The 24830-nt window shown below is 68.9% G+C and carries 13 protein-coding genes; 4 read left to right on the forward strand and 9 right to left on the reverse strand.

From position 1 onward, the window contains the following. Positions 1-184 precede the first annotated feature (184 nt). Positions 185-2110, reverse strand: coding sequence for a S8 family serine peptidase (locus IFSED24_RS08320; protein WP_491334754.1), 1926 nt, complete (start codon positions 2108-2110; stop codon positions 185-187). Between the two features lie 213 nt (positions 2111-2323). On the opposite strand from IFSED24_RS08320, the gene IFSED24_RS08325 reads away from it, so the two are divergent. The 3 genes from IFSED24_RS08325 (at position 2324) to IFSED24_RS08335 (ending at position 9742) form a co-directional block, all read left to right on the forward strand. Beyond that, a complete protein-coding gene (locus tag IFSED24_RS08325; RefSeq protein WP_491334755.1) occupies positions 2324-4897 on the forward strand; it encodes a VPS10 domain-containing protein in 2574 nt (857 codons plus the stop codon). A 205-nt stretch (positions 4898-5102) separates the two neighbouring features. Further along, positions 5103-8012, forward strand: coding sequence for a S8 family serine peptidase (locus IFSED24_RS08330; protein WP_491334756.1), 2910 nt, complete (start codon positions 5103-5105; stop codon positions 8010-8012). A 110-nt stretch (positions 8013-8122) separates the two neighbouring features. After that, on the forward strand, positions 8123-9742 hold the full coding sequence (locus IFSED24_RS08335) for a dipeptidase (protein WP_491334757.1): 1620 nt from the start codon (positions 8123-8125) through the stop codon (positions 9740-9742). A 72-nt stretch (positions 9743-9814) separates the two neighbouring features. Here IFSED24_RS08335 and IFSED24_RS08340 read toward each other — a convergent pair whose 3' ends face one another. The 8 genes from IFSED24_RS08340 to IFSED24_RS08375 all read right to left on the reverse strand — a co-directional run bounded on the left by IFSED24_RS08340 (position 9815) and on the right by IFSED24_RS08375 (position 22441). After that, positions 9815-11824, reverse strand: coding sequence for a methyl-accepting chemotaxis protein (locus tag IFSED24_RS08340; RefSeq protein ID WP_491334758.1), 2010 nt, complete (start codon positions 11822-11824; stop codon positions 9815-9817). Between the two features lie 65 nt (positions 11825-11889). Beyond that, entirely contained in the window at positions 11890-12459 is a 570-nt protein-coding gene (locus IFSED24_RS08345; protein ID WP_491334759.1) for a cache domain-containing protein, read from the reverse strand. Between the two features lie 192 nt (positions 12460-12651). Then, positions 12652-13878, reverse strand: coding sequence for an L-serine ammonia-lyase (locus IFSED24_RS08350; protein WP_491334760.1), 1227 nt, complete (start codon positions 13876-13878; stop codon positions 12652-12654). Positions 13879-13943: 65 nt separating this feature from the next. Beyond that, positions 13944-14531 carry a nuclear transport factor 2-like protein gene (locus IFSED24_RS08355; RefSeq protein ID WP_491334761.1) on the reverse strand — a complete coding sequence of 196 codons (588 nt, stop codon included), beginning with the start codon at positions 14529-14531 and terminating at the stop codon, positions 13944-13946. Between the two features lie 219 nt (positions 14532-14750). After that, positions 14751-15176: a thiol-disulfide oxidoreductase DCC family protein gene (locus IFSED24_RS08360; RefSeq protein ID WP_491334762.1), complete on the reverse strand. Its 426-nt coding sequence runs from the start codon at positions 15174-15176 to the stop codon at positions 14751-14753. After that, on the reverse strand, positions 15173-16270 hold the full coding sequence (gene rho, locus IFSED24_RS08365; protein ID WP_491334763.1) for a transcription termination factor Rho: 1098 nt from the start codon (positions 16268-16270) through the stop codon (positions 15173-15175). The genes IFSED24_RS08360 and rho overlap by 4 nt, the downstream gene beginning before the upstream one ends. Before the next feature lie 128 nt (positions 16271-16398). Beyond that, complete coding sequence (locus tag IFSED24_RS08370; RefSeq protein ID WP_491334764.1) at positions 16399-17433, reverse strand: sulfite exporter TauE/SafE family protein; 1035 nt, start codon at positions 17431-17433, stop codon at positions 16399-16401. Between the two features lie 175 nt (positions 17434-17608). After that, complete coding sequence (locus tag IFSED24_RS08375; protein WP_491334765.1) at positions 17609-22441, reverse strand: C25 family cysteine peptidase; 4833 nt, start codon at positions 22439-22441, stop codon at positions 17609-17611. Positions 22442-22602: 161 nt separating this feature from the next. Between IFSED24_RS08375 and ovoA the strand changes: the two genes are divergently transcribed. Beyond that, entirely contained in the window at positions 22603-24720 is a 2118-nt protein-coding gene (ovoA, locus tag IFSED24_RS08380) for a 5-histidylcysteine sulfoxide synthase (RefSeq protein ID WP_491334766.1), read from the forward strand. The last annotated feature ends 110 nt before the right edge of the window (positions 24721-24830 follow it).

Here is a 24830-nt window from a genome sequence, read left to right on the forward strand (position 1 = left end):
GGCTACTACGCCACGGGCGGCTGCGGGGTGGGCAGCGATCCTCGTCTACACCGAGGACGAATGGCGGGACGTTGTTGACCGGGCACAGCCAGCGGTCAGTCGATCCGACAGCTCGGCTGCCTATTCAACCTGAGGGCCGGCACCTCGACAGGCACCGGCCCTTGCAAGCTCCAGCCCGCCAACCTCACCCGGCCCGCACCAGCTCCACCGACTTCTTCGGATGCATCAGCAGCATCTCCGGATACTTGGCATGCGGCGTGGCCCCCTCCTCGATGAACCGGATCAGCTCGGTCGGCGTCAGCTCCGGCCGCACGGCGAGCAGCTTGCCCGCCAGGTTGCAGACCTGGGGCGAGGCCATGGACGTGCCCGACATGGCCATGCGGTGGCCGTCGGGAACGGTGCTGTCCACCTGGAAGCCGTTGGCGAAGACCACCACGTTGCGGCCGCCGCTGGTGAAGTCGGTGGGGTCGCCCGCCTGGTCCACCGCGCCGACGACGATCATGTTGGGCAGGTCGAAGTTGGCGGGGATCGAGACGTCGAACTCCACGTCGCTGTCGCTGTTGCCGGCGGCCACGCAGTAGAGGATCTGCGGGGTCGAGGCCATGGCCTCGCGCAGGCCCTCGCTGAGCACGTCGAGCATCGCGCGGGCCAGCTCGGCGCGCTCGGCGGCGTCGGCGCCCACGGCGTTGGCCTCGAGCGACGACTCGATCTCCTTGAAGGTCCAGCCCCAGCTCATGTTCACCACCCGCACGCCGTGATCGGTGAAGTACTGCGCGGCGCGACGGTAGCTCTCGGCATGGCGGCGCGCGATGTCCATGGTCATGGCCTGCGGCGGGTTGTGGTAATCGAAGGTGATGCGCGCGCCGAGCACGCTCGCGGCGGGGTTGCCCGCCAGCGAGATGCCCGCCACGTGGGTGCCGTGGGCGTAGAGCCCATAGAACGACAGGCCGATCATGAAGTCCTGCACTTCTTCGGGCGCCATGCTGCCCATCTCCGTCCGCAGCGCCTTGGCCTCGGGGCTGTCCACGTTGGACTGCAGGTCGATGAAGCCCTTCATGAAGCCGCGCGAGCGCTCGACCTTGCCCTCCTGGTCGCCGAAGGGATGGAGCAGTTCGGTGGAGTAGCGGCCCTCGACGTCGAAGGCGATGCCGTGCACGTCGTCGACGAAGCCGTTGCCGTCGTTGTCCACGCCGTCGCGGGTCTCGCCCGCGTTGGTGTAGACCTGGTCGCCGAAGACGTCCATGTCCACGCCCGAATCCCAGACGCCGATCATCACGGGGGTCAAGGTGCCATCATCCGCCAGCGCGATGTCGCGCTCGGCCCAGATGTCCGTCTTGGCCACCTCGTTGGCCGCGATGTAGTCGGCATAGACCGTGATCAGCTCGTCCTGCAGCGGCAGGACCCGCACCAGGGCGGCCTTCATGCCCACCAGGCCGCGGGCCAGGTCGCTGCCGATCTCGCCCTGCTGGGCCACCACCGGATCCATGTTGGCCTGCACCATGCCGATGATCAGGTTCTCGCTGAGGTACTCGGCGCGTCCCTTGTTCTGCTTGACCGTGTCCTGGACGATGTCCCAGGGCCAGGGGCGCACGCGTTCGGCCAGGGCGACGGCGAAGGCGGCCTTCACCGCGGCCGGATCGGCGTCGGGGCCCAGCTCGCGGTGGACGTCGGCCAGCGCGCGACCCACCTGCCCGCTGGTGATGCGGGCCGCTTCCTTCTCCTCCAGGGCCGTGGATCGGTCGAGGTAATCCACCGCCTCGTCCCAGCGGCCGTCCAGCATGGCCAGGCTGGCCAGGGTCCCGTACCAGCCGCGCAGGGTGGCGGCGTCCTGGAGGTCGTAGGTGGCGAGGTCGCTCTCCAGATCCCGCCGGACCTGCTTGGCGAACGCCGCGAACGCGGCGTCGTCCTGCAGCAGGCCGCTGGCGGTGCCCTCGATCTGGTAGGTGTGCTGGGGGAGCTGGTCGAGGCTCGTGATCTTGATCTTGCCCGCGTCCTGCGCGGGCGCGTCCGGAGCATTCGGGGCATCCTTGACGGCGGGCTGGGATCCGCCGCAACCGGCCAGGATCATGGCCAGGGCGGCGACGAGACAGAGCAGGCGCAGAGACTTCATGAACGAACTCCTGGGGTCGGGATGACGGACGGCTCCGGACGCGGTCATGGTACGAACAGGATCCCGACGAAGAAAGGGCCAAGTCTGTTGCAGGCAGCCTGGTTTTCCCTCGTCCGCACATATTTGCTATAATCATGAGCAAATGCGCCCTGCCCCTGGACCTCGCGGCTCGCCCGCGAGGCCCGTTCTCGCCATGAAGGGACCCCGTCCGCCATGCTGCGCCGCTCGCTGACCGCCCTGGCCGCCGCCACCATCGTGCTCGCACTGGCCATCGCCATGCGCCCCGACACCACCCCTCCCCAGCAGAGTCACGAGGAAGCCGAAGGTCGCCCCGACGACTGGTTCTGGCGCCAGCGCGCCTACCCCCACGGCGCCATCGACCCCGCCGGCTACCGCCTCGCCCTTGCCGAGGCCGCCCAGAAGGAGCGCGAGGCCGACCTGGCCCGCCAGCGCGGCCAGAAGAGCGCGCTGCGCGACGTGGACTGGCAGCAGCGCGGGCCCACCAACGTGGGCGCGCGCGTCACCGACCTGGCCGTCCACCCCACCCAGCCCGACGTCTGCTACGCCGGCATGGCCACCGGCGGCGTGTTCAAGACCACCGACGGCGGCGCGACCTGGGTCCCCATCTTCGACGACCAGGACGTGCTCACCGTGGGCGACCTGGCCCTCGATCCCCAGCAGCCCGAGACCGTCTACGTGGGCACCGGCGAGGCCAACGCCGCCAGCCTCTCGTTCTTCGGCAACGGCCTGTACCGCTCGCCCGACGGCGGCGCGACCTGGGAGCACCTGGGCCTCGCCGAGACGCTCTACATCGCGCGCGTCGTGGTCGACCCCACCGACAGCCAGCGCCTGTTCGTGGCGGCCACCGGCCGGCTCTTCGGCACCGACCAGGACCGCGGCGTCTTCCGCTCGCTCAACGGCGGCCTCGACTGGGAGCGCGCCTTCGCGCTCACCGACTCCACCGCCTGCACCGATCTGGTCATGCACCCCACCAACCCCGACATCCTCTACGCCGCCATGTGGGAACGCGTGCGCGGCCTGACCTACCGGCGCAGCGGCGGCCCCTCGAGCGGCATCTGGCGCACCACCGACGGGGGCGACAGCTGGAGCGAGCTCACCGCGGGCCTGCCCACCGGCAGCGACGTCGGCCGCATCGGCCTGACGATCTGCCGCGACCAGCCCCAGGTGCTCTATGCCATCTACGCCGACGGTGACGCCGCCTTCGAGGGCGTCTACAAGTCCACCGACGGCGGCGACACCTGGGTCGGCACCAACGACTGGGCGCTGAGCAGCATCTACAGCAACTTCGGCTGGTACTTCGGCCAGATCCGCGTCCAGCCCACCAACCCGAACAACGTCTTCGCCATGGGCGTGCCCATGTACCGCAGCACCGACGGCGGCGCGAGCTGGAACGAGTCAGGCAGCAACATGCACGTCGACCACCACGCCCTGGCCTTCGCGCCCAGCCTGCCCTCGCGGGCTTACCAGGGCAACGACGGCGGCCTCTACCGCTCCGACAACTCGGGCGGCAGCTGGACCAAGCTCTACGACCAGCCCACCAACCAGTTCTACGCCATCGAGATCGATTACCTGAACCCCGACCACCTCCTGGGCGGCACGCAGGACAACGGCACCCTGCGCACCTATGCGGCCGACGACGAGTGGGAACGCATCTTCGGCGGCGACGGCTTCTACACCCTGGTCGACTACACCGACAGCGACATCATCTACTGCGAGTACCAGAACGGGAACCTCTTCAAGTCGACCAACGGCGGCGGCTGGTTCAGCTCGGCCATGGACGGCATCGCCGACGGCGACCGCCACAACTGGAACACGCCGGTGGTCATGGATCCCGCCAACCCCCTGGTGCTCTACTACGGCTCACAGCGCGTCTATCGCTCCAGCGACGGCGCCGGATTCTGGGATCCCATCTCGCCCGACCTCACCGACGGCGACCAGGGCGCGAACTTCGGCACCGTCACCACCATCGCGGTGGCGCCGTCGTCCACCGCCGTGCTCTACGCCGGCACCGACGACGGCCACGTCTGGACGTACCGCCCGTTCTCCGGCCAGTGGTTCGACGTCTCGGCCGGCCTGCCCAAGCGCTGGGTCACCCGGGTGGCCGTCGATCCCACCGATCACCGCATCGTCTACGCCACGTTCAGCGGCCTGCGCTGGAACGAACCGCTGAGTCACGTCTACCGCAGCGCCGACGGCGGCAACACCTGGAGCGACATCAGCGGCGATCTGCCCGAGGCTCCGGTCAACGCCATCGTGGTGGACCCCGACCATCCCGAGGTGCTCTACGTGGGCACCGACGTGGGCGTCTACTACACCACCGACACCGGTGCGAGCTGGCAGGTGGTGGGCACGGGCCTGCCCCGCGCGCCGGTCCTCGACCTCAAGTTCCACCAGCCCACGCGTCTGCTGGCCGCCGGCACCCACGGCCGCAGCCTCTTCACGGTGACCGCGCCCGACATCACCACCGCCGTGGACCAGACGCCGACCGTGGCCGCGCTCTCGCTCCAGGCCGCCCCCAACCCGTTCAACCCCACCACCACGCTGAGCTTCACGCTGGCGCAGGCAGGCGCGGTCGAACTGGAGATCTTCAACGCGCGCGGCGAACGGGTGGCCCGGCCGTTGAGCGATTCGCTGGCGGCCGGCGCCCACACGGTGCGCTGGGAGGGCCGCGACCTGGACGGCCGCTCCCTGCCCAGCGGCGTCTACCTGGCGCGGCTGACCGCGACCGGGGCAGTCACCACCACCAAGCTGATGCTGGCGCGCTGAGTCGTTCCGGGGGCGGAATCTACGGATTTCGCCCCCCATTTATCCCCGTTTCGTGAAGATCTCGCCCCCCCGGCCATGGTACACTCAGGGGCGCGAAATTCCCGATCATGCCGCAACGCGGTCCGTTGCTCCTCATCCTTCCGCCTGCGCCTGGACCGCGTCCGCATGCGTTCCGTACCGACCACCCTGCTGGAAGGAGACCCCCGTGCGCCAGGTTCTCGTCACCCTGCTGGCCGTGACCCTCGTGTCGCTCGCCGCCCTTGCCCAGGCCGGCAACATCTCGCCGGCCCTGCAAGACCAGCTGGCTCAGGCCTCGCCCGACCAGCCGCTCAGCGTCATCGTCCATCTCACCGAGCAAGCCCCCATCTCGGGGATCTCCGCCGACCTGACCGCGCGCAAGGCCACCCGGCAGCAGCGACACGAGGAGATCGTCCGCGCGCTGCAGGACGCCGCGCGCAGCCAGGAGCCCCTGGCCGCCGAACTCGAAGCGTCCAAGCGCGACGGCGGGGTGCTGGGCTACACCCGCTACTGGATCGCCAACCTGATAGTGGTCCAGGCCGTGCCCGCCGAGATCGAGCGTCTTGCCAGCCGCAGCGACGTGGCCTACATCGAACCCAACTTCACGGTCGACCTCATCGAGCCCGTCATGGAGCGCCCCGCGTACCAGGGCGACGAGACCGAGCTCGACACCCGCGGCATCGGCGTGGCCCCCGGCCTCGAGGCCATCCGCGCCACCGAGGTCTGGCGGGATCTGGGCATCGACGGCAGCGGCGCGCTGATCGGCTCGCTGGACACCGGCGTCCAGGGCAGCCACCCCGCCCTGGCCTCGCGCTGGCGCGGCACCGTCGCCCCGGTCAGCGAATGCTGGCTCGACGTCATCGGCAGCGGCGCCGACTTCCCCTCCGACGGCAACAGCCACGGCACCCACACCACCGGCACCATGTGCGGCCTCGCTCCCGACGACACCATCGGCGTGGCCCCCGGCGCCATGTGGATCGCCGCCAACGCCATCGACCAGGGCGCCAACCCCGGCTTCGACAACGACATCATCGAGTGCTTCCAGTGGTTCGCCGACCCCGACGGCGACCCCGCGACCAGCGAGGACGTGCCCGACGTGGTGCAGAACTCCTGGGGCGTGCACGAGGGCTTCACCGGCTACAACGACTGCGACGACCGCTGGTGGGCCGTCATCGACCACTGCGAGGCCGCCGGCGTGTGCGTGACCTGGTCCGCCGGCAACGAGGACTACGACGGCCTGCGCTCGCCTGCCGACCGCGCCACCACCTTCTACAACTGCTTCAGCGTGGGCTCGACCCAGTACTACTTCCCCTACGAGATCAGCAGCTTCTCGAGCCGCGGCCCGAGCACCTGCCCCGACATCATCAACCCGGCCCTCGCCATCAAGCCCGAGGTCTCCGCGCCGGGCAGCGACATCTACAGCTCGATCCCCGGCAACTCCTACGGCTACAAGAGCGGCACCAGCATGGCCGGGCCGCACGTGGCCGGCGTGGTGGCGCTGATGCGCGCCGCCAACCCCGACCTCGAGGTCGACCTGATCAAGCAGATCCTCATGGACACCGCCACCGATCTGGGCCAGTCGGGTGAGGACAACACCTACGGCTGGGGCATCATCGACGCCTACGACGCCGTGCTCGCCGCCATGGACGGGTTCGGCACCCTCGAGGGCACCGTGACCAACGCCTCGTACGGCGACGGGCCGCTGGGCGGCGCCCGGGTCGACCTGCCCGAGCGCGGCTGGGGCTGGAACGCCGACGAGAACGGATTCTACAGCGGCATGGCCTCGGCGGGCACCTACACCGCGGTCTGCTCGCTCGAGGGCTTCGCCACCGCGACCACCACGGTCGAGGTCGTGGACGAGGGCGTGACCGTGCAGGACTTCGCGCTCACCGACATCGCCGGCCCCGCGATCAGCGAGGTCAGTCAGCCGGTCTCCACCACCGACACCGCCGGCCCCTACACCATCACCGCCCGCGCGTTCGACTTCTCGACGGTGGCCGCGGTGGAGCTGTACTGGCATCTCGACGGCGGCGCCTGGAACGTGGTGCCCATGGCGCTCGACGGCGACCGCTACACCGCCGCCATCCCCGGCCACCCCGCCAACACCGCCATCGCCTACTACGTGGCGGCCACCGACGGGGTCGGGCTGCAGAGCACCGCGCCGGCCGACGCGCCGGCCGACTTCTACGAGCTGGTGATCACCGAGGCCATCTACACGTATCAGGCCGAGGATCCCGGCGATCCCGCCTGGCAGCTCGGCGCCGCCGGCGACCAGGCCGACGCGGGACTCTGGGTCCGCGAGGATCCGGTGGGCGTGATCTACGAGGACACCATCGTCATGCAGCCCGAGGACGACGTCACCGTCGACCCGGGCGTGGCCTGCTTCGTCACCGGCAACGGCACGCCTGGCGGCGCGCCCGGGGACGCGGACGTGGACCACGGCTGCACCACGCTGCTGAGCCCGGTCTTCGATCTGACCGGCGTCGACCGCGCGTTCGTCAGCTTCTGGCGCTGGTTCGCGCAGGACGGCTTCACCGTGGACGACGACTGGGTGATCGAGGCCACCAACGACGGCAGCAGCTGGGTCGAGCTCGAGCGCGTCTCCGGCTCGGTCAACGCCTGGGAGCAGGTCGCCGTGGAGCTGGGCGCGCTGGACAACGGCCAGTTCGCTCTGACCAGCACGGTGCAGCTGCGCTTCCTGGCCTGCGACAACGGCGGCGGCGGCCTGGTCGAGGCGGCCATCGACGACTTCGAGCTGCAGGTCTACACGCAGGGGACCGTGGGCGTGGAGGATGGCCAGCCCGTGAACGTGCCCGTGGCGGCGCTGAGCCTCGAGCAGAACTTCCCCAACCCCTTCAACCCCCAGACCACCATCGGCTTCAGCCTGCCCCGCACCGAGAACGTGCGCCTGAGCGTCTTCGACATGCGCGGCCGCCTGGTGCGCACGCTCGTGGACGAAGCGCGCGCGGCGGGCAGCCACACCGTGATCTGGAACGGCACCGACAACGCCGGCCAGCGCGTGGCCAGCGGGAGCTACGTCTACCGCCTGACCACCGACAGCCAGCAGTTCAACCGGGTCATGCTCCTGGTCAAGTAGGAGCCGCCAGCAACCCACGGGGCCCCCGGGAAGCGCGCTTTCCGGGGGCCCTTGCTGCGTGCTATGCTGCTGTGCCACTCCATGCTTCGCCCACAGCCCGAAGGATGATCATGCGTCTAGCGATCCTCGTCTGCTGCGGCCTCGGCCTGGCCGCCGCCTCCGCCGCCGCCTGCACCAACCTCGTCTGCAGCCCGGGCGCCATGCAGGATGGGTCGACCATCGTGACTTACACCTGCGACGGCGAGTTCCACCCCATCCTGCGCCGCCTCGAGGCCGCCGACCACGAGCCCGGCGCCATGCAGGAGCTCCGACACTGGAACGGCGAGCTCCTGGGCGAGATCCCCTATCCGGCGCACACCTGGGCCGTGGTCAACCTCATGAACGAACGCCAGGTCTCCATCGCCGAGACCACCACCGGCGGCCGCGAGGAGCTGGTCAACCCCGACGGCATGTTGCACTACTGGCACCTGATGCGGCTGGCGCTGCAGCGGTCGACGACCGCGCGCGAATGCGTCGAGGTCATGGGCCGGCTGGTGGCGGCGCACGGCTACCGCAGCAGCGGCGAGTCGTTCTGCATCGGCGACCCCCACGAGGCCTGGATCATGGAGATGGTGGGCCAGGGTCCCGGCGGCCAGGGCGCGCACTGGGTGGCGTTGCGCGTTCCCGACGGGCACATCTCGGCGTTCGCCAACCATGGCCGGATCGGCACCTTCGACCGCGACAGTGACGACTGCCTGGCCTCCACGGGCATGGAGGAATTCGCCGCCGCCCAAGGCTGGTACGACCCCGACGAGGGCCCCTTCCACTGGCGCCGGGCCTTCCACCCCGCCACCGCCCAGGACCTGCGCTACACCGCCACCCGGGTCTGGAGCCTCTTCCGCCGGGCCGCCCCCTCACGCGACTTCTCCCCCGACTACCACCGCGGCCTGCCCGGCGCCGAGCCCTACCCCCTGTTCATCGAACCCGACGAGAAGCTCACCGTGGCCCAGGTCTTCGCCCTCATGCGCGATCACTACGAGGGCACCCCCTACGACATGACCCAGGGCCTCGACGCCGGCCCCTGGGGCAACCCCACCCGCTGGCGTCCCATGGGCTTCACCGTCGACGGCGCGCGCTACACCTGGGAGCGCCCCATCTCCACCCAGCAGACCGGATTCTCCATGGTCTGCCAGTCGCGCGCCGGCCTGCCCGATCCCATCGGCGGCGTGACCTGGTACGGCGTCGACGACACCGATTTCACCTGCTACACCCCGCTCTACTGCGCCATCACCGCGGTACCGCCCAGCTTCGCGGTCGGCGAACTCGGCCGGTTCTCGTGGGATTCGGCCTGGTGGGTGTTCAACTTCGTGTCGAACTACACGCTGCTCAAATACAGCGTCATGATCGAGGATGTGCGCCGGGAGCAGGCCGCCTGCGAGGGCGAACTGCTGGCGCTGCAGCCGGCGGTGGAGCAGACCGCCGCCACGCTGCACGCCCAGGACCCCGCCCACGCCGTGCGCTACCTCACCGATTACTCGGTGGGACGCGCCGAGGACCTGGTGCGTCGCTGGCGGCGGCTCGGCGAGACGCTGCTCACCCGCTACAACGACGGCTACGTGAAGGACGAGCACGGTCGCCCCCAGGAAGTGGGCTATCCCGAGCCGTGGCTGTGGACGGTGGTGGATCAGCAGCCGCAGCGGTTCCTGCTGCCCGAGGACCTCGATTCCATCAGCGAGCCCGAAGACTACTAACCGGGCCACCCGACGACGGCGGCCCCATCACCGCGGTGATGGGGCCGTCCTGTTGCTGAACAATCGCGAGGCTCAGACCTCGATCAGCTCGTCGTCCTCGAGCGGGATCACCAGCTCGGGATTGGTGGCCTGCGGCCTGGTCGCCGCGGGTGCCGCGGGTGCCGTCGGTGCGGCCGCGAACGTCGACGCCTGGGGCGCGCCGGACGCTTGCCGGACCGCACCCGCGCCGCCCACCGCGAGCGCCACCAGGTCGTCCACGATCCGCTGCATGCGGTCGGCCTGGCCGGTGAGCTCCTGCGACGCCCCCGCCGATTCCTCGGCGTTGGCCGCGGTGTGCTGGATCGACTGGTCCATCATGGCGACCCCGGTGTTGAGCTGGTCCACCCCCTGGGCCTGTTGCACCGAGGCGCGGGCGATCTGCTCCATCATCTCCGAGACCTGCTGAGCATTCTCGGTCACCTTGATGAACGCGGTGTTGGCCTGTTCCACCTGCTGCGAGCCCTGCTTCACCCGTTCGAGGGTGCGGCTGATCAGCGCGCCGGTGTTGCTGGCCTCGGCCGAGGACCGGGTCGCGAGGTTGCGCACCTCCTCGGCCACCACCGCGAAGCCCTTGCCGGCGTCGCCGGCCCGGGCGGCCTCGACAGCGGCGTTGAGCGCCAGCAAGTTGGTCTGGAAGGCGATCTCGTCGATGGTCTTGATGATCTGCGACGTCTCCTTGCTCGCCTGATCGATGGCCGCGATGGACTCGGTCAAGTCCTGCATCGAGGAGTTGGCCTGGTCGACGATCTGCTTGGCCTCCTCCATGAGCGTGTTGGCCTCGCGGGCGCGATCGGCGTTCTCCTTGGTCACCGAGGCCATCTCCTCGAGCGAGGACGCGGTCTCCTCCACGGTGGCCGCCTGCTGCGAGGACTCGCCGGCGAGGCTGTTGCTCGCGTCGGCGACCTGCCGCGCCGACCCCGAGACCTCGCCCGAGCACTGGCTCAGGTCGTCGATCACCCGGGTCAGCGAGGCGTTGATCGAGCGGACGATCCACCACGAGACGGTCAGGAAGAGCACCAGGCCCACGACCACGATGATCAGCGAGGCTCGGGCGGCCGCCTGGCGCTGAGACTCGGCCTCGGCCTTGGCCGCCACGGCTTCCTGCTTGGCGACCTCGGCCGCCGCATGCTCCTTGCCGACCTGCTGGTCGGCCTGTTGGAGCGCCGCTGTGGCCGCAGCGATGATGGCGGCTCCGGTCTCGTCGAGACCGCGACGCAGCGTCTGCTCCTGGTCGCTGTAGGCCAGCGACTGGTCGATGTAGCCCATGAACTTGCCCAGCGATTCCTTGATCGCCTCGCTCTGCTCGACGTATTCGGCGTTCTCGAGGGTGGACGCGAATTCCACCAGGGCGTCCATGGAGAACAGGCCCTCGCCCGAGGCGAGCTCGCGGTACTGGTCGATGTACATGGTGTCGCCGGTGTTGAGATACTGCTGCTGCAGCGAACCCAGCTGCAGGAAGAAGATCTGGCAGTCGCGCAGCACGTTCAGCATCTCGAGCTCGGTTCCGGAGAGCTCCTCGCCCTCGAGCTGGAGCACCGCCTGCTTGCCCTCGACGTCGTCCATGATCGAGGCGATGTTCTGCAGACTCTGCGCCAGCGGCAGGGCCATGCTGCTCTTCAGTTCCGCGTGCGCCATGTGCACGCCGGTGTACTGGCCGAACTGGCTCTCGTAGTGGCCGAAGTGATCGAGCATGTCCTGGCGGCCGATGGCCTCCAGCTTGCCCGTCACCGTCGACGATTGCTGGCCGAAGTGCATGCGGACGGCGTCGTCATGGAACTGCAGGTAGGTCTTCTCGGTGAGTCGCAGATCCATGACATCCATCATGGCGTCGCTGACCTGCTGCTTGAGCACGTTGGCCGCATCGATGGCCTCGTTGGCATCGTCGATCCGCTCGTTGGCCACGTCCATGTCGCGGTACGCGGCATCGATCCGCTGGCTCGTCAGGCGGTTGCTGCCTACCAGAGTGAGCATCAGGACCACCGCCATGCCGGCGAAGACCAGGAGCCTGGTCTTGATGGTCGCGGTCTGGAACTTGGAAAACATGATAGCCTCCAGTCACTGGCCACGGGGTCGGGGCTCCAGGGCGAACCCCGACCCGGGCAGGCGGCTCAGTTGATGGCCAGACCAGCAAGGGTGCTGTCATCGAACTTGTAGAGGCCACAGCCCACGACCATGTCCTGGCCGTCGGCAGACTTGCAACCCTTGACGAAGGAGACCTTGCGGACGATCTCGTCGGAACCGGGCTTCGGCCAGTAATACTCGACCCAGCCCGAGCCCTGCTCCTTGACGACCTTGTTCATGGTGGCGAAGAAGCGCTTCCCCTTCTTGTCCTTCAGGCCGATGATGCTCTTGCCGTTGAGCTTGTACTTCATGGGATGCATCAGCATCACGCCCTCGTCGAGCGAGTGGATCCACATGTAAGTGCCCGAGAACAGGAAAGGACTCCCATCACCCTGGAACTTCGGGAAGGCGGCCGAGCCCTCCTTCTCGAGCAGGGCGATGGCCTCCTCGACCTTGGCCATGATCTCGTTGGGCTGGGTCAGGGCTTCGGTGGCAGTGCTGTTGCAATAGGCAGCGCTGGCCTCGGCCAGGGCGGCAGGATCGTCAGCAGCCAGGGCGGCGCTGGCCAGCAGGGCCATGCCGATCAACAGGGTGAAGCTCGTGAGTTTCCGGCTCATTGGGCTCGTCCTTTCCGGTTAGGCCCGCCCTGATCGGTCCCTCTCTTGCCGATCGTGGCAGTGCGCCAGAGCTCCTCCCCCGGAGTTATTCCAGCGAATACATGGGATATTTCGGCAAGCAGGCGGCAAGCCTTAGCTGAAAAATGACCGGAACGGTAATGTATAAAGAAATCCCTAGGTGCGGGTAGGCGATCAGGAGTGCGGACCGGCCCGTCGCTCGCTCTGCTGCCAGTTCTTGGCCAGCCCCGAACGCGAAGTCTCCTTGTACCGCTCGCACATGTCGCGACCGGTCTCGAGCATGGTCAGGACCACCTCGTCGAAGCTGATCCGGTGCTGGCCGTCGGAGAGGATGGCGAACGAGGCGCTCTGCAGCGCCCGGCTCGCCGCCACGGCGTTGCGTTCGATGCACGGGATCTGCACGTACCCTTCCACCGGATCGCAGGTCAGGCCCAGGTGGTGTTCCAGGCCCGCCTCGGCGGCATATTCGATCTGCAGGACCGATCCCCCGAGCAGTTGCGCCGCCGCCGCCGCGGCCATGGCGCAGGCGGTTCCCACCTCGCCCTGGCAACCCACCTCGGCCCCGCTGATGGACGCGTTCTCCTTGACGAGGTCGCCGATCAGTCCAGCCGTGGCCAGGGCGCGCAGCAGGCGCCGCTCGCCGAAGCCGTAGGTCTCGTCGAGGAACCGCAGCACCGCGGGCACCACCCCGCACGAGCCGCAGGTCGGCGCCGTCACCACGCGTCCGCCGGCGGCGTTCTCCTCGGACACGGCCAGCGCGTACGCGAAGACGTGCCCGATGTGCCCCAGATACTCGTTGCTGTTGCGGGCCTTGATGAGGTAGCTGGCGGCCTTGCGCGCCAGGCCCAGCGTCCCGGGCAACCGCCCCTCGGCCTCGGTGCCGCGGACCATGGCCTCCTGCATCACCTGCCACACGGCAGCGAGATGATCCCAGATCTCATCCCCTTCGTGCTCGGTGACATACTCCCAGAAGGCACCGCCCCGCGACTTGCACCAGGCGAGGATGTCGTCCATGCAGGTCAGCGGATAGACCGCGGCGCGAGGCGCGTCCCAGTGCGCCTCGTCCCGGATGGCGCCGCCGCCGGTGCTGTAGACCGTCCAGGACTCCAGCTCCGCGCCGTCAGGGCCCAGAGCCCGGAAGATCATGCCGTTGGGATGGCGTGGCAGCGCCACGTCCGGCCGCCAGTCGATGCTGGTGCGTTCGGGCCCGAGCGTGGCCTGGAGGATCTCGTCGGTGAGGTGCCCCCGGCCCGTGGCCGCCAGGCTGCCATGGAGGCCGACCCTGAAGGCGGCGGCCGCGGCGTGGCGCGCGAGGAAGGCCTCGGCCGCCCGGGCCGGCCCCATGGTGTGGCTGCTCGAGGGACCGTGCCCGATGCGGTAGATCTCGCGGATGGATTCCATGCTGGGACCTCCTCCGCCCGATTCAACCACGGTCCCGGATTCCGGTGCAAGCCGGATGATCCGGCTCAGCCAGTCCGGTCGATCCAGCGCACGATCTGATAGCCCTCGCGAGCGCCACCCACCTCCCGCGCCTCCGCCATGGGCGCGATGTGAAACACGCTGGCGCCCTGGACCGAGAGCACGCTGCCGTCGGTGCGCACGAAGCGCAGGTCGACCTCGTAGGTCCTGCGCAGGACCTCGCCATCCGCGGCCACGGGTGTCCATTCGCCCAGCCCCTCGAAGTGCAGGAAATCGATGCGCACGATCCCGGCCACGACCCGGTCGGGCCGGATGTAATCCTCGCGGCTGAACATGCGCCCGGCGATCTGCAGTTCCTTGTCGCGGCCCCAGGTGCGCGAGCCGAAGGCCTGGGCCAGCTCGAACTCGAAGTCGGGATGCAGGGTCGCCGCGTAGGCCGCCAGGTCCTGAGTGCCGTAAGCGACGTAGAAGTTGCTCATCAGCATCTCCGGCGAGTCGGGGAAGGGCAGGCTCGATTTGGCGAGGTCTGGTGCGAGCAGGTCGGCCTCGTCGCTGCAACCGTTGAGGGCCAGGGCCAGCAGGACGAGGGTCAGGGCCATGGCGAGGCCGAGGGCGTGGGTCATGAAGGATCGCATGAGGGACCTCCAGGGCGGTGTGGGGCTCGATATCAAGGACCGGGCATGGAATCATCTCCTCGGAGGTTGCTTGCAGGTCAGAGAGGGGCCCTGGCGCCAGCACACCTGGCACAGCTTAACTTGCTGCAATGTTGGCATTTACAGGACTTCTCCCTTGTTCGTGACGATAAGGTCCGGCGGCTGGCGTGTCAATGCAGCGGCGGTGTTCGTCGGTCCGCATCACCGGCCATCGAGGAAGCGGTCGCGCACCTCGGGCGCCGGCAGAGGGCAGGTCGGGTAGCGGCCGAACCGGTGGTGGCGCCGCCTTGCGATCAGGTCGTAGACCGCATCGCGGAGGCGTCGAGGCAGCGGGCGCAGCCAGCGCAGCCAGCACCAGGGGGCGGGCAGGACAGCCACCACGGCCAGCACCGCGTCCGAACGCAGGAGGGCCCGGCCGTCGAAGAGGAGCACCACGGTATCGGGCCGGGCGCCCGCGAGTCCGTGGGCGTCTAGCAGAGTCCGTCCTGCGTCCGACTCCAGCGCCGCGAAGCGGAGGATGCGCTGGCGATCGTGTGTCAGGAGCCAGCGGACGACACGGTGGCAGAGACCGCAGTGACCGTCGAAGAGGAGGATCGGCGACGTCGGCGCTGCCGGCGGGACGCTCACCCCGAGATGCCCGCCAGCAGATCCGCGTTGGAGGGGAACTTCTCCAGCAGCTTGAGCATGCCCTCCATGGCGGGCCGCGGCTCGGCGCTGGCGGCACGGCGGCGCAGGAGGTTCAGCGCCTGCATCTCCTCGTCGGTGAAGAAGAGCTCGTCGCGGCGCGTGCCGCTCTGCCGCAGGTCGATGGCCGGGAAGACACGGGCCTCGGCGATCTTGCGGTCGAGCACCAGCTCCATGTTGCCGGTCCCCTTGAACTCCTCGAAGATCAGGTCGTCCATGCGCGAGCCGGTCTCCACGAGCGCGGTGGCGATGACCGTGACCGAGCCGCCGCCCTCGATGTTGCGGGCCATGCCGAAGAACTTGCGCGGGATCTCCAGCGCGGTGGCGTCGAGGCCGCCGCTGAGCGTGCGGCGCGAGCCGCTGCCGTGCTGGTTGAAGGCCCGGCCCATGCGCGTGATGCTGTCGACCAGGACCACGATGTCGCGGCCGCACTCGAGTTCGCAGCGCATCTGGGCGAGGCACATCTCGGCCAGCGCGACGTGGGTCTCGATGTTCTGGTCGTTGCTGCTGGCCAGCACCTCGGCCGGCACCTGGCGCCGGAAGTGGGTCACCTCCTCGGGACGCTCGTCCACCAGCAGGACCACGATGCGGGCATCGGGCCTGGTGGCGTGGATCGCCTTGGCCAGGTCCTCGAGCAGCTGGGTCTTGCCGGTCTTGGGCGCCGCCACGATGAGGCCGCGCGTGCCCAGCGCGATGGGGGCGATGAGGTCGACGATGCGCATGGAAGGGTGGCCGCCATCGCCGAGCCGGAACATGACCTCGGGATTGATGACCACCAGGTCCTTGAAGGGAGTCCGGGCTGCGAAGACCTCGGGCGCGAGGCCACAGATCGAATCCACGCCGCTGAGCTGCGGCCCTTTCTTGCCCGCCGTCGTCGGACCGGTCACGGTGGCCCCGGTCACCAGACCGAATCTCTGGATCAGCTTCTGCGGGACGAAGGGGTCCTCGGGGGCCGGGCGGAAAGAACGTGAGGGGTCGCGCAGAAAGCCGCCACCGCGCGGGAGGAGGTCGAGGACACCGGTGGTCGGGTCGGGCATGATTCCACTCGTTGTTGGGGGAAGGACGTGTCCGGAGTCGCCGCGTGGCCTACCGGACCCAGGATATGGTTAACACATGTCCGCGAGCAGCGAAAGGGCCAGCCTGCTGTCGGCTTTCTCCTGGATCATCAGTTGCCCAGCAGAAGCTTCAGGTCGGGCCAGAGCTTCCAGGCCGTGAGCCCCACCACAACCAGGCAGTATCCTGGCACCACCACCCGCCAGATCGCCTCGGGGAAGACTCGTGTCAGGTAGGGAGCCACCACCGCGGAAACCATGGAGGCCAGCATGATGCTGGGCAACAGGACGTAATCCACCGTGATCCCCGTGGCCGCCATGGCGAACCAGGCCACCACCGCCACGAAGCAGACCACACCCTCCGACAGCGCCGTCACGCCGAGCATGCTCTTGACCGGCACGCCCGACAGCAAGCCGCCGATGGTCACCACCGGCCCGTAGCCGCCGCCGCCCACGCCCTTGTTGAAGCCGGCCAGCGCTCCGAACAGGATGAGCTGCTTCGGCCGGTAGGGCCGCTCGTGGCGCGACTGGACCAGCGAGATCACCCCCATGGCCAGCAGCAGCAGCGCGACGTAGAGCTTGATCCAGAGCGGATCCAGGTCGAGCATGCCATAGATGCCGATGGTGGCGAGCAGGACGAAGACCGTGCCCGCCGCGGCGATAATGATGCACAGGCGCACGGTCTCGCTCAACGGTCGGAACTTCCATTCGACGTTCTGGAATTCGCGGTGCAGGAAGGCCCCCACCAGCCCGGCCACCGACTGCTGGATCAGCACCACCGGCACGATCTGCAGCGGGTCGAACCCCATGACCAGCAAGACCGGCGTCAGCGCGGTGCCGAACCCCATGCCCGCCGCGGCGTCCATGAACTCGAAGACCAGGGCGAGCAGGATCACCGTCCACAACAGGCCCCAGTCGCTGGTGCCCGCCCAGCCGTGATCGATCATCAGCTGATTGTCGGCCGTGCGCGTGGAGTGTCCGGCGAGCCAGCAACCGAGCAGGAAGACCAGGAAGAAGATCAGGATGCCGCCGAGCGCCGCCTTGATCTGGCGCCACTCGGGCACGATGCGCTCCCAGATGGTGGCCTTCTCCCGCTCGAGATCGCGGGCGACCTCCCAGCCCATGCGCTTGTCGTGATGCTTGTTCAAGCTCGGTCTCCTGCGCTGGTGTGCCCCGGCATGTTAGCAGGCGCTGAAGGATCATGAATAGTGCGATATGCGGCCAGACGCCATGGCCGGTCCTCGGGATGCGAACACGGAACGCGGCGGTCCGGCCGGGTGTCTGGACCCGGCGAACCGCCGCGCTTCCTGTTTCTGCCGGCGCCTACTTCGCCAGCAGCACCTTGTCGGTCACCGTCCGGTCCGGCGTGTCCAGCCGCATGAAGTACACGCCCGAGGCCACGGCCCGACCGGCGCCGTCCTTGCCGTCCCAGACCACGTGATGCACCCCGGCCGACCGCGGTCCGTCGAGGATCCGCCGCACGCGCAGGCCGCGCGCCGAGAACACGTCGAGGATGACCGGCATGTCTCTCGGCAACGCGAAGCTGACGGTGGTGGCGGGATTGAAGGGGTTCGGATGATTCCCGAGCAACGCCACCTGTTGCGGCAGAGCGTCGCCCACGGTGGTGGGGTCGCGCACGAGGAGATCGACCGGCACCGTCAGGGTCTCGCCGCCGCTGTTGGCGATCACCAGGAGCGCCGCGAAGACGCCGGGCTGGAGCCCGGCCGCGTCCAGGGTGAGCGCGATGTCCGTGGACTGCCCCGCGTCGACCTGCCCCGCCAGCGGTGTGACGGTGAGCCAGTCCAGGTTGCGTCCGACCACGAAGACGCCGCTGTCCCCGTACACCGCGGCATCCTCGCCGTCGGTGACGCGGATCACGGCGTGGGGTCCCGGCTCGCCGGTGACCGGCCAGGTCCACGAACCCGCCGCCGCCGCGATCCCGGTCGCCAGGGTCTGCCACGGGCCATCCGGCTCCCGCTGCAGGGCGAAGTCCACCGTGTCCGAGGCGTTGTGGACCTGGAATTCCACGGTCACCTCGCTGCCGATGACCGCCACCGCACCCGCCTCGGGACTGGTCACCACCACGCTGGGCAGCTCGTTGGTCAGCCTGATGGTGCCGTTGACCTGGTCGGGCGGCGTCCAGTAGCCGAGATCCTCGAGCATATAGTTGAACACCAGTTCGCCGGCGAGGTCGGGACCGAAGGTCATGTTCAGGGTGGCGGTGACCGTCATGCCGTCGGGAACGTAGTAGATGTATCCGCCCTCCAGGCCGTCCCAGGTGGTCAGCACGCCGTCACCCACCTGCTCGCGCCAGAAGAGCCGCGGCGCGCCCTCGAAGGCCAGGTCCTCCCCCGAGTTCAGCGTCACGCCGGCGGGCATCAGCAGCTGCGCCACCGACAGCAGGCCGTTGTCCGACACGCTGTGGACCGCCACCTCGATGTCCAACGTGGTGCCGGGCTCGTAGTTCGGCACGTCGAAGGTCATGGTCGAGCCCTGGATGCTCTTGTCCGGCTCCTGTAACGTCTCGTCCGGGATCGTCTCCGGATCCACCGCGGTGATCTGGTAGCTGAGGTGCGAACCCTCGGCGCCCACGTTGGCGATGTGCAGCGTCTGCTCGACCTGACCGCCGGGCTCGAGGATCTCCGCGAAGGCCGCCGGTTCGACCTGGGCCTCCGGCATCACGATCTCGCCCAGCGGCTGGAACCGGATCGCCCGGCCGGGCGTCAACGGCGCGGCGCCGGGCGCGTACTGGTTCCAGTACGAGTAGAGCAGGCCGCCGGTCCGGTCGTGATTCTGCAGCCCCACCGTGGCGTAGCCGTCGCGGCTGTCGGTGTTGTGCACCTGGTCGTACTGGAAGATGATGGCGCCGTCGCCGGTGGCCGTGGGGTGCCACGACGGATCGAGCAGGATGACCTCGAAGTTCTGGATCGAGTTGGAGAAGTCGTTGGCCATGTTGTACCACTGGACGATGAAGCGGTGGCCGGCCTCGTCGTAGTGGGTGTACACCGTGCGCTGGCCGATCTGGTAGAGGTTGTCCCAGAAGGGGGCGATCAGGCTGCCCGGACTCCCCTTCGACGGGATCGAGAAGTTCCGGTAGTGCACCAGCGGGGTCTCGCCCATGGCCAGCCAGCCGTTGGAACAGATCGACACCTCGGTGAAATCGACGCCGTAGTAGCGGAAGGTGAACGGCAGGTCGATGGTCTTGGTGTCGTCCTGCTCGAAGCCGAAGTCGGTCAGGCCGAGGTCGAGGCCCGGCCCGCCATGGTCGGGATCCAGGGCGACCCAATCGAACTCCGGGGCGAAGAAGTACTCGGTGTCGGTGTCGTCGAAGGCGACGTAGCCGCCGGAGCCCGGGCCGGTGGGATCACTGGTGGCGGCGGTGCCCACGGTGATGGACAGCTCGGCGGTGGTCAGCATGCCGTCGTTGTAGGTGACGTCCAGGCGCAGCACCGCCAGGTGGCCGGGGAAACACGTCTCGTCGATCGTCACCACGAAGGGTGCGGTGGCGTTGCTGCCGCTGCCCCCCGCCGCGATGGTCCCGAACGAGGCGGCGCCCGCCCCGATCTCGAGCCAGGGGCTGTCGCTGGACAGGGTGGCGCTGACCGCCTCGGCATCGAGGCTGCCCAGGTTGGACAGGGTCATCGTCAGCTCGCCCGACTGGCCCGGCTCGAAGGTCGCCCCGGCGCTCCAGTCCAGATCCCCGGCGACCATCGCCGCCGCCTGGACCCGCGCCGCGAGGACCGAGGGCCAGGACTCCTCACCGGCGGCCATGTGGACCGGCCAGGAGATGAGGGCGCCGTCCGGCGCGCTGGGGTCGATGTGCACCACCGCCGGACCGCTCGACCAAGCGCTCGCGCCGGCCGCCACCTCGCCGAAGCTCACGCCGGCGGTCTGGATGGTGCTCCAGTCCGCCGCGGACAGCACGCCCGTGACGGCGTGCGCGGTGGTGGTCCCGTGATTGGTCACCTGCAACGACAGCTCCACGGTCTCGCCCGGGTTGAGCTGGCCGTCGCCGTTGCCCGAACTGGCCCCGCTCTGATCGTCGTCGACGAGGTGGTCGCTCAGACCGCAGAACACGTCCATGGTCCCCACGGTGAGGCCGCCCGAATAGGGCAGCAGGCCGGGGCCCCAGACCGTCACCTGGAGTTCGCCCCCGTCCAGCGGCGGCGTGGCCAGCAGGATCTGGCCGGCCTCGCCGGTCCGGCCGGCGACCTGGACGGCGCCCTCGCGGTACAGGCACACCTGGGCGCCGGCCACCGGTTCACCCTCGCTGGTGACGGTGATCGCGACCGCTCCGCAGCCCACCGAGACCAGGGCCGGATGATCGACACTCAGCAACCGCGGCACGTCCTGCCAGATCTGCGAGGCGGCATCGCCCATGATGTTGTTCCAGACCGCCCAGATCTCGGCGTTCTCCGGTTCGGCCAGGTAGTAGTTGTTGTAGAGCTCGAGCTTGCCCAGGGTTTGCGCGGGGCCGATCCGCGGATCGCCGGCGTTGAGCAGGCCGTCCCAGATCCCCTGGTAGAAGCAGTTGTTGTAGCGGGTGTGCGTGCCGCCGGTGGCAGTGGCCACCGCGGCGATGGCACCGCCGAAACGATTGCGCAGGAACGCCTCGGAATGGCAGGTATAGGTCCCATCGAAGGATCCGGTCTCGCACGTGGGCAGGATGGCCACCGGCAGGCGGCCGCCATTGGCCAGGGTCGCGATGTGTCCCGGCGAGATGCCGCTCATGTTCCAGAAGCCCCGGTAGCCGAAGGCGCTCTTGCCGCTGTTGACCGAGCTGAGGAATTGCGACACGAAGTTGCCGCTCCAGATCGTGTCGACCGAGGCATAGCCGTTGGCCAGGAACTGTCCCTTGAGCCACTGGTTGACGTAGACCGTGGTGATGCCCGAATCGGCGGGGTCGCCGATCACGGTGGCCTTGCGGAACCAGGAGGTGTCATCCATGGGCGGGGCCGTCTCGTAGGCCACGATCTTGGCGACGATGGCGTCGAGCATGTTGAGATCGGAGAAGGAGAGCCGGCTGACGTGGGCGTCGGCGAGAATGTCGTCACCATCGAGCGTGGCGTAGTAGTGATCGCCCTCGCCAAAGAAATCGGAGAGCTGCTCGTGCCAGGTCGGCACCCCGAAGGTCGACTGGGTGTCGCCGGCGAGCACCACGAACAGGAGGGGCGGCAGGGCGGGATCGTCGTAGAGCGCCTGCAGCTGGGCCTTGATGCTCTCGGGGGTGCCCGTCGAGACGATCACCTCGACGTGGTAGCCCTGGCGGGCACGCCAGGCCAGCAGCGGTTCGAGCCGGGCGGCCACCGTGGCGTCGTGGCAGACCACGGCCCAGGTCCCGCAGCTCGCGCCCTCGGCTCCATCTCGCTGGATCGGTCGTCCGAGGACCTGGTCGGTCCGGGCGGTCATCAGCGTCGTCGGCGCTCCCTCGCGCCCACTGGCCGGGGATCTGAGGTCCCCTGCAGCGCCAGCATCGGTGAAGGTCAGCTCGACCACGATGCGGCTGGCCACCTTGGCCCGCCTGGACAGCGGCGCGTAGGCCACCGGCGCGATCGTCAGCGGCACCACGGCCTGACCGGCCAGCATGGCGGGTTTCCCCAGCAACACCGTCGGCGCGTCCGGATCATCGCCGGCCACCTGAAGCGTCGTCTCCCGGGCCGGCTGCACCCGGAGCCAACCGGGCTCGGCGTAGGTCTCGGGATCCTGCGTGAACGTCGTGGCTCCGGAGGGCTGCACCGGCAAGAGCCGTAGATCCGGCACCTCCTGGACCTCGTAGTCGAGGATCCGGGCCTGGATCCCGACGCCGGAGGGTACGGCGACGAGGCGACCCACCGCGGGCAGGCCAGGCGCACCCGCGGCGCCCAGCAGCGCCCCCCGGTCCAGGGCCAGGGTCTGCCAGACCTCGTCCGCCGCCGGGACCTCCTGGAGGCGCAGCGCCGGCAGGGTGAATTCCAGGCGCAGCGAGCGCTGGTCCTGGGCCAGGACCCGCCACTGGGCTTGGGCCTGGGAGCCGCTGGCGGAGAGGGGAAGAAGCTGGTCGGCGGAGGCGTGCAGGGCGAGTACGTTCGAGCAGAGCAGGATCAGACAGAGCACACGCGGGAGCGATCGGATCGCCCGGCGTTGCGCCCGTGACGGTGGCAGCGCAGACATATTCATGGTGGCGGTCTCCCCATGGAGCGAGTGACGTGGGGAAATGGAGCGATTGCTAAGCATACGGAATCGATCCAGCACCCGGCAAGCGAGGCGATCAGGCACTCTCATTATTAGCATGTCGGGAATCGCGGTAGACTCACGAGCCCAGGAAGGTGAAGGACCCCATGTCGCTCACGCCCACGCCGGCCCGTTCCCCCCGACTCGATCAGGGCGACCCCAGCGCCAAGCGCGAGGAGATCCGCCGCTATTTCCACGACACCTTCGATGTCTACGAGCAGCTCTTCGAGCTCCTCGCCGAGGACGAGGCCTACTACCGGCGCGCCGACCCCCTGCGCCACCCCCTGATCTTCTACCTCGGTCACACCGCGGTCTTCTTCGTCAACAAGCTGGTGCTGGCCAAGGCGGTGACCGACCGTATCGAGCCGCGCTTCGAGTCGATCTTCGCCATCGGGGTCGACGAGATGAGCTGGGACGATCTGGACGAGTCGCATTACGACTGGCCGCCCGTGGCCGCGGTCTACGCCTATCGTCGCAAGGTGCGGGCGCTGGTGGATCGTGTCATCGACGAGATGCCGCTCGAGATGCCCATCGGCTGGGATTCGCCGTTCTGGGTGGTCCTGATGGGCATCGAACACGAGCGCATCCACCTGGAGACCAGCTCGGTCTTGATCCGGCAACTGCCCCTCGCGCTGGTCCGCCAGCACCAGGACTGGCCGGTCTGCCCGCGATCGGGTCCGGCGCCCGCCAACGAGTTGCTTGCCGTGCCGGCGGGTCCGGTCGTCCTCGGCAAGCCGCGCCATGACGGGCTCTACGGCTGGGACAACGAGTACGGCGAGCTCCACGCGGATATCCCGGCGTTCCAGGCCGGACGCTATCTCGTGAGCAACGGGGAGTACCACGAATTCGTGGCCGACGGCGGCTACGGCGATCCCCGCTGGTGGACCGACGAGGGCTGGTCCTGGCGACAGTTCCAGCAAGCCGCCCATCCGCGGTTCTGGGTGTCCGACGGTCAGGATGGCTGGCGCCTGCGCTGCCTGGCGCAGGAGATCGCCATGCCCTGGGACTGGCCCGTGGAGGTGAACCAGCTCGAGGCCGCGGCGTTCTGCAGCTGGCTGGCCGAGCGCGACGGTCGGCCCGTGCGCCTGCCCACCGAGGAGGAGTGGTACCGCCTGATCGACACCGCCGGCCTGGCCGACCAGCCCGACTGGTCGGCCGCCGAGGCCAACCTCAACCTCGGACGCTTCGCCTCGTCGTGCCCGGTGACCGACCACCAGATCGGCGGTTTCGGCGATCCGGTGGGGAACGTCTGGCAGCACACCGAGACCCCGATCACCGGCTTTCCCGGCTTCGCGGTCCACCCGCTCTACGACGATTTCTCCACCCCCACCTTCGATAGCCGGCACAACCTGATCAAGGGCGGCTCGTGGATCTCCACCGGCAACGAGGCCACTCGGCACAGCCGCTACGCCTTCCGCCGCCACTTCTACCAGCACGCCGGCTTCCGTTATATCGTCAGCGACACGTCCGTCACCGTCCGGGACGACGTCTACGAGACCGACGCGTCGGTGGCCCAGTACTGCGAATTCCACTACGGCGACGAGCACTTCGGCGTCGCCAACTTCCCGCGCCGCCTCGCCGCGATCTGCGCCGAACTGGCGGCGGGCCGGTCCACCAGCAGCGCCCTGGACCTGGGCTGCGCCACCGGCCGGGCCACCTTCGAACTGGCGCAGACCTTCGACCGGGTCACGGGGATCGACTTCTCCGCGCGCTTCATCCGCGTCGGCCACGAGCTGCAGGCCAAGGGCTACACGCGCTACGCCATCCAGGACGAGGGCGAGCTGATGAGCTACCGCGAGGTCCAGCTGGCCGACCTCGGCCTGGACGACCGGCGCGAGAAGGTCGCGTTCTGGCAGGGCGACGCCCACAACCTCAAGCCCGGTTTCACGGGCTACGACCTGATTCTCGCCGCCAACCTGCTCGACCGCCTCTACGACCCGGCGCTCTGGCTCGCCCACATCCACGAACGACTCGCTCCCGGTGGCCTCCTCGTGCTCACCTCGCCCTACACCTGGCTCGAGGAATTCACGCCGCGCGAGAAGTGGCTGGGCGGCCGCAAGGTCGACGGGGAGAACGTGACCACCCTCGACGGGCTCCACGCCGTGCTCCGCTCGCATTTCACCGCGGTGGGCGAGCCTCGCGACGTGCCGTTCGTGATCCGGGAGACCGCGCGCAAGTTCCAGCATACGGTGGCCCAGCTGACGGTCTGGCAGCGGTCGCGCTGACGCGGGATCCTGCGCTGATGATCACTGGCGACAGATCGTGTCCCGGCGTGTACGCTGGGCGGGTTTCCGGAGCGCGGAGCCGCCTCGCCGGCCCTGCCTGAACGCCAGTC

Source organism: Candidatus Latescibacter sp. IFSED24, assembly GCF_058273205.1.

Bases quoted from the DNA above. Each gene is read 5' to 3' on its own strand.
- rho (WP_491334763.1), bottom strand. From the start codon at position 16,270: ATGCCCGACCCGACCACCGGTGTCCTCGACCTCCTCCCGCGCGGTGGC.
- IFSED24_RS08350 (WP_491334760.1), bottom strand. From the start codon at position 13,878: ATGGAATCCATCCGCGAGATCTACCGCATCGGGCACGGTCCCTCGAGC.
- IFSED24_RS08325 (WP_491334755.1), top strand. From the start codon at position 2,324: ATGCTGCGCCGCTCGCTGACCGCCCTGGCCGCCGCCACCATCGTGCTC.
- IFSED24_RS08335 (WP_491334757.1), top strand. From the start codon at position 8,123: ATGCGTCTAGCGATCCTCGTCTGCTGCGGCCTCGGCCTGGCCGCCGCC.
- IFSED24_RS08320 (WP_491334754.1), bottom strand. From the start codon at position 2,110: ATGAAGTCTCTGCGCCTGCTCTGTCTCGTCGCCGCCCTGGCCATGATC.
- IFSED24_RS08340 (WP_491334758.1), bottom strand. From the start codon at position 11,824: ATGTTTTCCAAGTTCCAGACCGCGACCATCAAGACCAGGCTCCTGGTC.
- IFSED24_RS08345 (WP_491334759.1), bottom strand. From the start codon at position 12,459: ATGAGCCGGAAACTCACGAGCTTCACCCTGTTGATCGGCATGGCCCTG.
- IFSED24_RS08375 (WP_491334765.1), bottom strand. From the start codon at position 22,441: ATGAATATGTCTGCGCTGCCACCGTCACGGGCGCAACGCCGGGCGATC.
- IFSED24_RS08355 (WP_491334761.1), bottom strand. From the start codon at position 14,531: ATGCGATCCTTCATGACCCACGCCCTCGGCCTCGCCATGGCCCTGACC.
- ovoA (WP_491334766.1), top strand. From the start codon at position 22,603: ATGTCGCTCACGCCCACGCCGGCCCGTTCCCCCCGACTCGATCAGGGC.